Below are 11,445 nucleotides of genomic sequence, written 5' to 3'. Positions count from 1 at the left end.
GTGTGGCCGGTGGGCCGAACGAGCAGGCGGCCGATGAAGAAGCTTGCCTTCCGGCCGAAAGTCGCCTGCCTGATGGGGACTTGGGGACAGGAGGGGGCGGTGGGGCTGGAGGGGGTGGAGCGCGTTCGGGGTGTCGGGGTGGGGTGCGTTTGGGGTGTCGGGGCGGCTGTCGCGTCGGCGCGCCCGCCGCCGAAGGGGGCATGAGCGCACCGGCGGGCTGTCGCGACGAGACCGACAGGCGCTTTCCCGGGCCCGCGAGCACGACAGCGGCCCACCTGCTGTCTCGCAGGTGGGCCGCTGTTTCCGGGTGGGCGATACTGGGTTCGAACCAGTGACCTCTTCGGTGTGAACGAAGCGCTCTCCCACTGAGCTAATCGCCCGGGCGCAGGAAGAACATTACCCCATGTCACGAGGTGGCCGTGACCACGGCCGACCGCCGACGACCGGCCCCCGCGCCCGCGTTGCGGATCACTGGTCCTTGATCTTCCAGGGCATCACGAGGCCGAACTTCCACAGGTAGAACCCTGCGACGGCGGCGATGATCACCAGGCCGATCACGGTCAGCGTGATGTTGCGGCGCCGCACCTTCGGGTCGAGGGCCCGCTGTGCCGCCTCGGTGACCTTGCGCTTGGTCCAGCGCAGCACCAGCTGGGCCCAGACGAACTCGGTCGCCCAGATCGCCATGCCGCCGAAGATCACCACCCAGCCCGGCCCGGGCAGGGGCAGCATGATGATGCCGGCCACCACGACCGCGAGGCCGATGACGAAGACGCCCACCTGCCAGCTGAGGTGCAGCATGCGGCGCGCCTTGATGAATTCCGGCGCCCTGGAGCCGAGCCCCTGCTCGCGCTCCCCCGCCGCCCCGTCGGTCTCGGTCTCGTCCGCCGCCACGGCCACCTCACCCGGCCCGTCACTCCCCGTGTTCATGCACCCGAACCCTACCGGAGAGAAACCGGTCACCGAAATGGCGGTACCGTGCCAAGGCACTCTCGGCCGGAAGAGTTACGTAAACACACGCAAAACACTCAGAGGGGTTTACAACGGCACCGTAGGTGGCATGTCGATTTCGCCGACGTGCGAATCCCCGAGCGCACACTGAGCGAAAGGCCCTGGCGCTTATGAACACCACGGTCAGCTGCGAGCTGCACCTGCGCCTCGTTGTGTCGAGCGAGTCCTCCCTGCCTGTCCCCGCAGGCCTGCGGTACGACACGGCCGACCCCTACGCCGTGCACGCCACCTTCCACACCGGAGCCGAGGAGACCGTCGAGTGGGTGTTCGCCCGCGACCTCCTCGCCGAGGGTCTCCACCGGCCCACCGGCACCGGCGACGTCCGCGTCTGGCCGTCGCGCAGCCATGGTCAGGGCGTCGTCTGCATCGCCCTGAGCTCGCCCGAGGGCGAGGCCCTGCTCGAGGCCCCGGCGCGGGCCCTGGAGTCGTTCCTGAAGCGGACGGACGCCGCCGTGCCCCCCGGCACGGAGCACCGCCACTTCGACCTCGATCAGGAGCTCTCGCACATCCTGGCGGAAAGCTAGGGCGGGGCCCCCTCTGAGCCGCCCGGCGCCGTCCACTCGGGGAGACGGCTCGGGCTCGGACAACCGCATACGGCACGCGCAGGCGCCGTCACCGTGGGACACCCCGGTGACGGCGCCTGTCGTCCGTGCCGCCTCCGACCGCCGGCCAGGCGGGCCGGTGCCCCGTCCGGAGGGTGGTCCGGCGCGCCGAGCCATTACCATCGGCCAGCATCGGCGGGCACCCGCCCGACCCACAGGCCAGGGAGCGTAACGTGCTGATCACCCACGACACCCGGTGTGCGCTCGACGCCGTGGTGGATCTGGTGAACACCGCCCCGGAGGACGAGACGACCCCGGAGGGGCTGCCGGACGTCGCGGCCCTCTCGGAGTTCGTACGAAGCCACGACATCAGCGACGTTGGAGTGCTCTCGGAGTTCGATCTCTCGGCGGTGCGCAAGATCCGGGGGCGGTTCGCCACGGTCTTCGCGGCTCAGGACGCCCGGAGCGCTGCCACAGTGATCAACGAGCTGGTCGCCGCCGCGGGTACGACGCCCCGGCTCACGGACCACGACGGCTACGACTGGCATGTGCACTATTTCGCCCCCGGCGCCTCCATCGCCGACCACCTGGCGGCCGACTGCGGGATGGCGCTGGCCTTCTTCGTGGTGGCCGGGGAGCAGGAACGGCTGCGGCGCTGCGAGGCGCCCGACTGCCGACGCGCCTTCGTCGACCTCTCCCGCAACCGCTCACGCCGGTACTGCGACAGCCGCACCTGCGGCAACCGGCTGCACGTGGCCGCGTACCGGGCGCGCCGCAAGGAGGCGGCGGGCTGAGGCCGGGCCGAGGTGTCCCCGGGGTGAGGTGGACGCGGCCCCGGCGGGTGGCGCCGGGGACCGCGGGTAGGGCTCACAGCAACAGCAGATCGTGCAGCGAAGCGATGAGCAGCAGACACCCGATCACCGCAAGGAAGATCATCAGCGGTGGCTGGGAAAGGGCGAAAAGGCATCCGCGAGGCTCGTCCTGAGGCGGCGCGGCATCGCTCTGTGTCGTGTCCAGCATCTCGCGGCGATGATGGCGCAGGTGATGCGGTCGACGCGATCCGGGCCGCCGATTGAACGGGAGTGCGCCGGATTCCGCGCGTCGGCTTTCAGGAAGAGATCGTTTCCGCGCGGGCCAGTGCGCTCTGTGTCGTTTCGGCGGTCACACGCGAGTCATATGCCGTGCTTCTTCAGAATGGCCTCGATGTCGCTGAAGTCGTCCGCCGAGCCGCCGCGGGGTGCTGCGGCGGGCTTGGCCGCCGCCCGGGAGCCCTGTCCCAGGGAGGGCGCGGAAGCCGTCGGGGCCACAGCCTCGTCCCGCGCCTCGGCCCGGGCGGCGGCCCTGCGCTCCCGGCGGGTCCCGCCGCGGCGGCGTTCCACGGCGCGGGTGGTCGTGAACAGCAGCCAGGCCCCGCCCAGCACGACGAAGCCGGCCCACGCCGTGGGGCTGAAGGCGGTTTCGGCGACCCACTCCACGGCACCGGTCATCACCAGGCCGAGCGGCACGAGGGCGTAGGCCGCGATACGGGCGGCCGCGAGGTAGCGCTTGCGCCAGGCCGTGACCACCGCGATGCCCAGACCGGCGGCGGAGACGGCGGCACAGACGGTCTCGGCAATCATCCGGTCCTCCAGGCAGTCGGGCGGGCGAGCGGTCGGACAGACGTCGGCGGACGTCGCTTTCGTCCCCTCCATCCTGCACCTCCCGCACCCCGGCGGGCCATGCCACGGCCGCACATCAGGGACATCTCCGGGTCGGCTCCTCCGCAGGTGCCGGTAGGCCGTACGCCCCCTACGGGCCCCGGAGCCGGCCCCGCGGCCGTCCCGGTTGGGGTGGGGGAACCGGGGCTGGGAGACTGTGACCATGAGCGACTCCCCCGTATCCGCCCCCGTAGGTCCGACCGCCGTTCTCGACGTCTGGTGCGAACTCCAGTGCGCCGACTGCCGCAGCGCCCTGGCCGACCTCCACGCCCTGCGCGAGCGCTACGGCGACCGGCTGGAGCTGCGGCTGCGGCACTTCCCGCTGGAGAAGCACAAGCATGCCTTCGCCGCCGCGCAGGCCGCCGAGGAGGCCGCGGAACAGGGCAAGGGGTGGGCGTACGTCGAGGCGGTGCTCGGCCGGGTCGAGGAGCTGGACCGTGAGGGAGAACCCTTCCTGGTCGAGGTGGCCCGGGAACTCGGCCTGAGCGCTGAGGAGTTCGACACCGCGCTGATCGACGGCCGGCACATCCTGATCGTGGACGCCGACCAGGCCGAGGGCAAGGCGATCGGCGTGACCGGTACCCCCACGTACGTCATCGACGGCGAACGCCTCGACGGCGGCAAGAGCCAGGAGGGGCTGCGCGAGCGCATCGAGCAGATCGCGGACCGGCTGCTCGCCGAACAGGGGTGAGACCGCCCCGGCGGTCTGTTCAGTCGATGACCGCGGTGGCCTCGACCTCGACCAGGTGGTCCGGTACGTCCAGTGCCGCGACACCCAGCAGCGTGGCCGGCGGGACCGGGGTGCCCCCCAGCTTCGCGGCTGCCCGGGAGACGCCCTCCAGGAACAGGGGCAGCTTGTCGGGGGTCCAGTCGACGACGTAGGCAGTGAGTTTCGCCACGTCGTCGAAGGAGGCGCCGGCCGCGGCCAGGGCGGTGGCGATGTTGAGGTAGCACCGCTCGACCTGCGCGGCGAGGTCACCTTCGCCGACCGTGACCCCCTTCTCGTCCCAGGAGACCTGCCCGGCGACGAAGACCAGCTTCGACCCGGTCGCGATCGACACCTGCCGGTACGCGTCGATCTCCGGAAGTCCGCCGGGGTTCACCAGGGTGATGGCCATGCTGTGGGCCCTCCTCGGCATGAGCGTTCGCTCTCTTGTGGTTACTGGGAAACCGTAGGAGAGTGACCGCTGACGTGGAAGAACGCACTTTTCAGTGACGGGGGAACCTTCTGGTGACCAAGCAGTTCAGGAGCCTGCCCGAAGAAGCGAACCTCCGGCGCGCGGACTCCTTGGCGCGGGAGATCTTCTCGGACGTGGCCAACAAGTGGGCGCTGCTGATCATCGAGGCGCTCGGTGAACGGACCCTGCGCTTCAGCGCGTTGCGGGACGAAGTCGAGGGGGTGAGCCACAAGATGCTCACCCAGAACCTGCGCATGCTGGAGCGCAACGGCCTGGTCGAGCGGACCGTGCACCCCACCGTGCCGCCGAGGGTCGAGTACACCCTCACCGAGGCGGGCCGAGCCCTGCGAGCGACGGTCGACACCATGTGCGACTGGACCGTCCGGTACCTCGGTCACATCGAGGCCTCCCGTCTCCGCTTCGACGCATGACTGGTCGCGCTCCGCATGGGCCGCGAGGTCAGAGGAGGTTCTTGTACATCGAGTACGCCACCGGCACGTACCCGAGTGACGCGTAGAGCCGCTCGGCGGGAGTGTTGCCCGCGAAGACGTTGAGGCCGATCACCTGCTTGCCGGCGGCCAGTGCCTGAGCCTCGGCGAGCAGCATGAGGGAGCGGCCGTGCCCCTTTCCGCGATGGCGCTCGTCGGTCTCGACATCGAAGACGTATGCGTTGTCCCCGGTGAGCGACACCCACAGGGCGCCGACCCGGGTGCCCTCGTGTTCCAGGATGCTGATCAGCACGTTGTCCGTGAACAGGCCCTGTGGCAGCAGCTCGGTGTGGTCCCGCTCCGACCTGGCCCGTGCCTCGCCCTCGGGCACTCCGCGGTCGATCCAGCTCTGGGCGTAGTGCGCGACCCCGTGTTCGAGCCACGGCCCGAACTCGGCCTCCGTCATGGGTCTGCCCAGGGTGCCCGCAGGCAGCTCGGGCGCGGTGGCATCGAGTTGCTTCTCCATGCCGTAGTTCCGGCGGACGTAACCGAGGGCAGTGGCCAGCCGCAGCGCGGTCTCGGCGCCGGCCGGCACCCTGAGCTCGACGCGCTTGCAGCCCCAGCCCCGCGCCACCTCCTCGGCGGCGAGCGCGGCCACGGTTCCCCGGCCGCGCCGACGGTCCGGCTCCTCGATGCGCAGGTCGTCGATCCGGGCGACGGAGGGGCCGAAGGCGGGAGACGTCGAGAGGTGTATCGCCCCGACGGGACGGCTGTTCACGCACACCTGGTAGTGGCGTGAGAGCGCCCCGTCGGTGGCACGCTGAAGCGGCTCGGTCGGCCGCAGGGTCGTGGTCATCAGTGGGTTTCTACCCGCCGTGACGACCTGCGTCAGCCCAATTTCCGAGGCCTTTATGGATCTTGATCGTTCCCGGACCGCTCGTCGAAGACGCGCATGGCCTTGGCGGTCACCGGGCCCGGCGCGCCCGGCAGTTCGCGGTCGTCGACGCGGTGCACGGCCTGGATGTCGCGCAGGGTGGAGGTGAGGAAGACCTCGTCGGCCCGTGCGAGCACGTCCAGCGGCAGGTCGGTCTCCCTGGCTCCGGTCCACTCGACGGCCAGCGCGCGTGTGATGCCCGCGAGGCAGCCGGAGGCGAGGGGCGGTGTGTGGATCTCGCCGTCGAGGACGACGAAGACGTTCGAGCCGGTGCCCTCGCAGAGCTGTCCGAGGGTGTTGGCGAACAGCGCCTCGGACGCGCCGTGTTGGCGCGCGCGGGCCAGGGCCACGACGTTCTCGGCGTACGAGGTGGTCTTCAGGCCGGTGACCGCGCCCCGCTCGTTGCGGGTCCAGGGGACGGTGATCACGGCCGTGGAGTCGGGGCGGCGGGTGGTCTCGCCGAGGGCCACCACGAGCGTGGGGCCGCGCTCACCGCGGTCGGAGCCGAGCGGGCCCTGGCCGCCGGTGTAGGTGATGCGCAGCCGGCCGAGCGGCATCGGATTGGCCTCCAGGACGGCGGCGCAGGCGCGGCGGACCTCGTCGAGGTCCGGGTCGGGCAGGCCGAGGCCGCGTGCGGAGCGGGTGAGCCGGTCCAGGTGGCGGGTGAGCGCGAACGGCTTCCCGTCGGCCGCCTTCACCGTCTCGAAGATGCCGTCGCCCACGGTCAGCCCGTGGTCGAAGACGGAGACACGGGCGGACTCGGTGTCCCGCAGTCCGCCGTCGAGCCAAAGCTTCACTGGTCGCCACCTCGCAACGTTGTACCGGGGACTCGGCAGGCGGGCCGGGGGATGCCCCCGGGTTCGGCACGGCGCGTCGGTCCCTCTTCACTCACCTCGTACGTTCCCGACGCTATCGCGAGCAGCCGGGACGCCTTCAGTTCGGTCTCCCTCCACTCCCCCTCGGGGTCCGAGCCCCAGGTGATTCCGGCGCCGGTGCCGAAGCGCAGGACGGCCGTGTCCCCCGAGCCCCGGTCGATCCAGAAGGTGCGGATGCCCACGGCCAGCTCTCCGGTGCCCCGGTCGGCGTCGATCCAGCCGATGCCGCCGCAGTACGGGCCCCGGGGAGCCGCCTCCAACGCGTCGAGGATCCGCAGCGCGCTCGACTTGGGCGCGCCGGTGACCGAGCCGGGCGGGAAGGCGGCGTCGATGAGTTCCGGCCAGCCCGCGCCGTCGCGCAGCTCGCCGCGGACCGTCGACACGAGGTGGACGAGGCCGGGGTGCTTCTCGACGACGCAGAGATCCGGGACGCTCACGCTGCCGGTGGCGCAGACGCGCCCGATGTCGTTGCGGACGAGATCGACGATCATCACGTTCTCGGCGTAGTCCTTCTCCAGGAGGTCCGCCTCCGTGCGCCCGGTGCCCTTGATCGGTCCCGACTCCACGACCCTGCGGTCGCGGCGCAGGAAGAGTTCCGGGGACGCGGTGGCCGTCTCGACACCGTGGTCGGGCAGCCGAATCGTTCCTGCATACGGTGCCGGGTTGCCGCGGGCCAACAGGGCCGTGAGGGCGTCGACGTCGGCGTCGGGCCGCACCGGTGCGGACAGGACGCGGCAGAGGTTCGCCTGGTAGACGTCGCCGGCCGCGATGTGCTCGCGGATGCGTCGAACCCCCGCCGTGTACGCGGCGCGGTCGAGCGACGACGTCCAGTCGCCCGCCGCCGGTCCGCGCCACCGTCCCGGCACCGGCGTCGGTACGGGTTCCTCCCTCACGTCCCGGAAGCGGGCGCAGGTCAGACGGCCTTCGTAGTCGGCGCAGACGGCCCAGAAGCCGGTGGAGTCGAGGGCCGCGGGGTCACTGGTGACGTCGAGGAGACCGGTGGCGACCCGGCCGCCGAAGCGGGCGAGGGGAGGGAGGCGGTGCACGATGTCGAGTCTAGGGCGGGTGCCCCGGGGGTGGCCCCGGCGTGGCTCCCGGCCCCAGGTGGCGAGGTCGCACGGGGTGTGGTGGGGCGCCCGTCGGGTGTTCTTCGGCTGCCGGTCGGATGTGCTTCGGATGCACTTCGGCTGCCGGTCGGAAGTGCTTCGGATGTGCTTCGGACCGCCCGTCGGGTGCGCTGACCTCGTCATCGAGGGGACGTAGCGCAGCACGCTGCACAAACGCGTTTTTGTGCTGGCCCAGGAATCCGCTAGAGTTCAACACGTCGCCGGGCCGCGGGAGCGGACCGAAACGACAGGCGGACGTAGCTCAGTTGGTAGAGCGCAACCTTGCCAAGGTTGAGGTCGCGAGTTCGAACCTCGTCGTCCGCTCGAAGGAAACCAGGGGATCTTCCCGAACCCCTGCACTCCTGGTGGAGTGGCCGAGAGGCGAGGCAACGGCCTGCAAAGCCGTCTACACGGGTTCAAATCCCGTCTCCACCTCCAAGGACGATTAGCTCAGCGGGAGAGCGCTTCCCTGACACGGAAGAGGTCACTGGTTCAATCCCAGTATCGTCCACTGGAGCCTCATGGCTTCGCCCCGCGCGATTAGCTCAGCGGGAGAGCGCTTCCCTGACACGGAAGAGGTCACTGGTTCAATCCCAGTATCGCGCACGCAGTCCCGAGGACGATTAGCTCAGCGGGAGAGCGCTTCCCTGACACGGAAGAGGTCACTGGTTCAATCCCAGTATCGTCCACACTCCGAAGCCCCCAGCCTTGTGACTGGGGGCTTCTTCATGTGCCGGTCAGCTGGAGAACAGCATGTGCCCGAAGCTCTTGTGGCGCTGGTGGCCGTAGTGCCCACCGTGTCCCCCATGCCCACCGTGGCCGCCGTGCGGGGCACCCCAGGCGGGGGCCTGCGGCGCGGTCGGGTACGCCTGCGGGGCGGACGGGGGCGGCGGGGCGGGCTGGGTCCACTGGGACTCGAGGCGGGTGAGTGCCTCCAGCTCGCCGTAGTCGAGGAAGATCCCTCGGCAGTTGCTGCACTGCTCGATCTGGACGCCGTTGCGGTTGTACGTGTGCATCGGCGCATGGCACTTCGGACACTGCATGGTCGGCTCAACTCCTCGCCGGTCGGTCCTGCTTCGTATGTCGCCAGGACAGACTCTGTCCGGCTGCGGTCGGTTGCACCCTACTTCGCGGGATTCGAGAGCAACTGGGGAGGGACCGGACGCATTCGGGCGCAGGCGTCGACGAGCGACTGCTCGACCTCGTCCAGCGGCCGGTCCTGAGTGATGGCCTTCGTGAGGGCCCGGGCCGCGGTCTGCACGGTCAGGGCGCGGGCCGGGACGTCGAGAGCGGGCCAGGGATCGCCTTGGGCCGGTACGGCCGGGCCGTGCGCCTCCCGGTAGGCGGTGAGGAAGCGGCTCCACTCGTCGGGCGGCAGCAGTCCGCAGGCGTACCAGGCAGCGGGCCGTGCGAGGTCCCACGCCGGGACGCCCACACCCAGGTCGTCCACGTCGATGAGGAGCCAGGGCCCGTCGGGGGCGGGGCTCCGGACGAGCTGGCCGAGGTGGAGGTCGCCGTGGCACAGGGTGGTGGTGTCGGGCATGGGGGCTTCGGCGCGGGCCCAGGGGGGCAGCAGGTCCCAGGCCTGAAGGATGGGAGCGGCTGCGGGGTGGGGGTCGGCTTCACGGAGGCGCGCGACGGCTCGGGCTGCTTTGAGGGGGCCGCGCATGTGCGGGAGCGGGGGTGTGGGGGTGGGGGTGGGGCTGTGCGTCGAGGGAAGCGGGGCCGGGGCGGGGCTGTGGACCGGAGGTAGCGAGGTCGGAGCGGCGTCGCCCGTCGGACGAACCGAGGTCGGATCGGCGCCGTGGACCGGACGAACCGAGGTCGGATCGGCGCCGTGGACCGGACGAACCGAGGTCGGATCGGCGCCGTGGACCGGACGAACCGAGGTCGGATCGGCACCGTGGACCGGACGAACCGAGGTCGGATCGGCACCGTGGACCGGACGAACCGATGTGGGCGCAAGGTCGCGCGTCGGACGAGACGGTGTCGGGGTGGGGATCGGGGTGCGGTGGAGGTGGGCGAGGAGGGTGGCCGCCGCTTCCCAGGGGGCGGCGTCCGGGTCCTGGGGGTCCACCGGGGTGCCGTACGGCCAGAGGGTGACGAGGCGGCCGTGGAGGACGGTCGGGGTCGGGGTGAGGGGAGGGAGGAGGACCTCGGGGAGGTGGGTGGCCAGGGCCAGGCGGAGCGCGAGGTCGGCGGTGCTCGTGTCGGAGGCGTGGGCCTTGGCGACGGTGTCGGCGTGGCGGACCACGGTGGCGTCGGGGCGGTCGGCGAGGGTGTCGGTCCCGCAGGCACAGTGATCGAGGGAAGGGTGCGCGGTGCTGCGCACGCGGGCGGTGAGAGCCAGGAGCAGGGGGTCGGCTGGCATGGGGCTCCCTTGGCGGCGCGTGCGATGGGCTCGCTGGTGAGGGTACGGGCACCGGCGGGTCACTGGGCGAAGAGGCCGCGGCGGATGCGCGCCCCCTCCCCCAGCACCCGCACGTCGTCGTGTCCTCAGTGGCGAATCGGTGCCTGTGGGACCCGTGGTGGGGAACGTCATGTGAGCCCCGGAGGGCGGCCGGCGACGGTGTGGTGTCGCCGCAGCAGCTCGTGCGGCCAGTCGATAACGGCGCGCACGAAGCCGGGTTCGACGAAGGCGCCGCTCACAGTCGCGAACGCCAGGCGCGGTGAGGGAACCGTCGGCTCACCGACGAACCCGTCCGAGGGAAAAGCAATGCCGGCGCAGCTCCCCAGCTGCGCCGGCATTTTTGCCGTCCGCCGCACCCCCGTCCCCACGGGGTTTCATGGATGGATGTCCCCGCCCGGACCGCTCTTCCGGGCCTGGGGTCGCCGCTCAGCGCCCCAGCATCGCACCCACGGACGACGCCTGTGTGGCCACTGACTCCCAGCCGTCGAAGACGAAGAGGAGAAGGGCCGCCAGGGGAAGAGCCATGAGTGTCGCCACCACGGGGTGGCGGCGGCCCGTGCGGCGGGGGCGCGTGGTGCGTCCCTGGGGGCGGATCATCGTCCGCGGTGCCGTGTGGGCCATGGTCCCTCTCCTGACCGTTCTTACGTTGTCTTTGGCAGCGGCGGGTGTCTGACCTCGGGGGACGAGTGCTGCACCCGCCGCTTGACATCAAATCTAGGCCTGGGGGCCTCCCGGGTCGTCATGCCCTCGTACCGATTGCCGGGCCTCCCGGAGGATGAGCCGTGACCTGCGGAGTACTCCTCTGGGTGGAGACGTGGGCCTAGGTCTCGGGGTCTTCCCGGAGGGGGTGTCCGCTCCGGCCCGCTATTTCCGAGCTGTCCTCGCGCGGAACCGGCTGCTCGACCAGTGCGAGCACCCGGTTCGCCATGAAGCGGGCAGTCCGGACGACCGAGCCGTTCCGGGTGACTTCGCTCACTTCCACCACCCCTCGGCGTACCGCCGTCTCCACTCGGCGGCCCGCCCTGCTCGCCACCACCTCATAGGTACGTGTGGTGTCCCCTGCGTCCACGACTATCTCCACGCGATCACCCTTCACGCGTCCAATCCCCCTTCGTCGACGGATGGTTGAGGTGGTGAACAGGGCGAAGTCGCCCGGTTCGCCCGTTCTCTGACCACCTTTCAAGTCTCCCACCCGGCACTGACAATCGACCGGGCCGAGAGGGCGCGGCCTCTGCGCGCGAACGGCCGTGGAAACGTAAGCTGTGCC

Annotated in this window: 15 protein-coding genes and 6 tRNA genes; 9 read left to right on the top strand and 12 right to left on the bottom strand. The window is 70.9% G+C overall.

Annotation, left to right across the window (positions count from 1 at the left end):
- Positions 1-308 precede the first annotated feature (308 nt).
- Positions 309-380: transfer RNA gene (locus ACGFNV_RS26430), tRNA-Val, on the bottom strand.
- 88 nt (positions 381-468) lie between these two features.
- Positions 469-927 carry a TIGR02611 family protein gene (locus ACGFNV_RS26425; RefSeq protein WP_393625466.1) on the bottom strand — a complete coding sequence of 153 codons (459 nt, stop codon included), beginning with the start codon at positions 925-927 and terminating at the stop codon, positions 469-471.
- 191 nt (positions 928-1,118) lie between these two features.
- Here ACGFNV_RS26425 and ACGFNV_RS26420 point away from each other — a divergent pair, with 191 nt between their 5' ends.
- Complete coding sequence (locus tag ACGFNV_RS26420) at positions 1,119-1,532, top strand: SsgA family sporulation/cell division regulator (protein ID WP_004002642.1); 414 nt, start codon at positions 1,119-1,121, stop codon at positions 1,530-1,532.
- 251 nt (positions 1,533-1,783) lie between these two features.
- On the top strand, positions 1,784-2,344 hold the full coding sequence (locus ACGFNV_RS26415) for a CGNR zinc finger domain-containing protein (protein ID WP_393625465.1): 561 nt from the start codon (positions 1,784-1,786) through the stop codon (positions 2,342-2,344).
- Positions 2,345-2,417: 73 nt separating this feature from the next.
- On the opposite strand, the gene ACGFNV_RS26410 is transcribed toward ACGFNV_RS26415, so the two are convergent.
- Both ACGFNV_RS26410 and ACGFNV_RS26405 read right to left on the bottom strand, forming a co-directional pair.
- Complete coding sequence (locus tag ACGFNV_RS26410) at positions 2,418-2,570, bottom strand: hypothetical protein (protein ID WP_166662397.1); 153 nt, start codon at positions 2,568-2,570, stop codon at positions 2,418-2,420.
- A 152-nt stretch (positions 2,571-2,722) separates the two neighbouring features.
- Positions 2,723-3,169 (bottom strand): hypothetical protein, encoded by a 447-nt coding sequence (locus tag ACGFNV_RS26405; protein WP_393625671.1) that lies wholly within the window; start codon positions 3,167-3,169, stop codon positions 2,723-2,725.
- A gap of 241 nt (positions 3,170-3,410) precedes the next feature.
- Here ACGFNV_RS26405 and ACGFNV_RS26400 point away from each other — a divergent pair, with 241 nt between their 5' ends.
- On the top strand, positions 3,411-3,938 hold the full coding sequence (locus ACGFNV_RS26400) for a DsbA family protein (protein WP_393625464.1): 528 nt from the start codon (positions 3,411-3,413) through the stop codon (positions 3,936-3,938).
- Positions 3,939-3,957: 19 nt separating this feature from the next.
- On the opposite strand, the gene ACGFNV_RS26395 is transcribed toward ACGFNV_RS26400, so the two are convergent.
- Positions 3,958-4,365 (bottom strand): RidA family protein, encoded by a 408-nt coding sequence (locus ACGFNV_RS26395; protein ID WP_393625463.1) that lies wholly within the window; start codon positions 4,363-4,365, stop codon positions 3,958-3,960.
- Positions 4,366-4,475: 110 nt separating this feature from the next.
- Here ACGFNV_RS26395 and ACGFNV_RS26390 point away from each other — a divergent pair, with 110 nt between their 5' ends.
- On the top strand, positions 4,476-4,856 hold the full coding sequence (locus ACGFNV_RS26390; RefSeq protein ID WP_393625669.1) for a winged helix-turn-helix transcriptional regulator: 381 nt from the start codon (positions 4,476-4,478) through the stop codon (positions 4,854-4,856).
- Positions 4,857-4,884: 28 nt separating this feature from the next.
- On the opposite strand, the gene ACGFNV_RS26385 is transcribed toward ACGFNV_RS26390, so the two are convergent.
- From ACGFNV_RS26385 to ACGFNV_RS26375, 3 genes are read right to left on the bottom strand one after another with little or no spacing between them, the layout of a single operon-like run.
- Complete coding sequence (locus tag ACGFNV_RS26385) at positions 4,885-5,709, bottom strand: GNAT family N-acetyltransferase (protein ID WP_393625462.1); 825 nt, start codon at positions 5,707-5,709, stop codon at positions 4,885-4,887.
- A gap of 53 nt (positions 5,710-5,762) precedes the next feature.
- On the bottom strand, positions 5,763-6,584 hold the full coding sequence (locus ACGFNV_RS26380; protein WP_393625461.1) for an aminotransferase class IV: 822 nt from the start codon (positions 6,582-6,584) through the stop codon (positions 5,763-5,765).
- The gene (locus ACGFNV_RS26375) at positions 6,581-7,708 is read right to left on the bottom strand and encodes a chorismate-binding protein (RefSeq protein ID WP_393625460.1); all 1,128 of its coding nucleotides are present in this window, start codon (positions 7,706-7,708) and stop codon (positions 6,581-6,583) included. The genes ACGFNV_RS26380 and ACGFNV_RS26375 overlap by 4 nt, the downstream gene beginning before the upstream one ends.
- Before the next feature lie 311 nt (positions 7,709-8,019).
- Here ACGFNV_RS26375 and ACGFNV_RS26370 point away from each other — a divergent pair.
- The 5 genes from ACGFNV_RS26370 to ACGFNV_RS26350 all read left to right on the top strand — a co-directional run bounded on the left by ACGFNV_RS26370 (position 8,020) and on the right by ACGFNV_RS26350 (position 8,457).
- Positions 8,020-8,092, top strand: a tRNA-Gly gene (locus ACGFNV_RS26370).
- A gap of 40 nt (positions 8,093-8,132) precedes the next feature.
- Positions 8,133-8,206 (top strand) — tRNA-Cys (locus ACGFNV_RS26365).
- Position 8,207: 1 nt separating this feature from the next.
- Positions 8,208-8,279: transfer RNA gene (locus ACGFNV_RS26360), tRNA-Val, on the top strand.
- A 23-nt stretch (positions 8,280-8,302) separates the two neighbouring features.
- Positions 8,303-8,374: transfer RNA gene (locus ACGFNV_RS26355), tRNA-Val, on the top strand.
- A gap of 11 nt (positions 8,375-8,385) precedes the next feature.
- Positions 8,386-8,457: transfer RNA gene (locus tag ACGFNV_RS26350), tRNA-Val, on the top strand.
- Between the two features lie 48 nt (positions 8,458-8,505).
- On the opposite strand, the gene ACGFNV_RS26345 is transcribed toward ACGFNV_RS26350, so the two are convergent.
- From ACGFNV_RS26345 to ACGFNV_RS26330, 4 genes are all read right to left on the bottom strand, one after another.
- Positions 8,506-8,811 carry a zf-TFIIB domain-containing protein gene (locus ACGFNV_RS26345; RefSeq protein WP_393625459.1) on the bottom strand — a complete coding sequence of 102 codons (306 nt, stop codon included), beginning with the start codon at positions 8,809-8,811 and terminating at the stop codon, positions 8,506-8,508.
- Between the two features lie 80 nt (positions 8,812-8,891).
- Complete coding sequence (locus ACGFNV_RS26340; protein WP_393625458.1) at positions 8,892-10,139, bottom strand: phosphotransferase; 1,248 nt, start codon at positions 10,137-10,139, stop codon at positions 8,892-8,894.
- 465 nt (positions 10,140-10,604) lie between these two features.
- Complete coding sequence (locus ACGFNV_RS26335; protein WP_393625457.1) at positions 10,605-10,799, bottom strand: hypothetical protein; 195 nt, start codon at positions 10,797-10,799, stop codon at positions 10,605-10,607.
- Positions 10,800-10,998: 199 nt separating this feature from the next.
- Positions 10,999-11,274, bottom strand: a complete 276-nt coding sequence (locus tag ACGFNV_RS26330) for a hypothetical protein (RefSeq protein WP_393625456.1) — start codon at positions 11,272-11,274, stop codon at positions 10,999-11,001.
- Between the last annotated feature and the right edge of the window lie 171 nt (positions 11,275-11,445).

Origin of the sequence: Streptomyces sp. NPDC048751 (genome assembly GCF_043198595.1) — a bacterium.
Classification (GTDB): domain Bacteria; phylum Actinomycetota; class Actinomycetes; order Streptomycetales; family Streptomycetaceae; genus Streptomyces.
The sequence above is the reverse complement of the archived record's forward strand: the minus strand, read 5'-3'. Positions and strand labels throughout refer to the sequence as shown.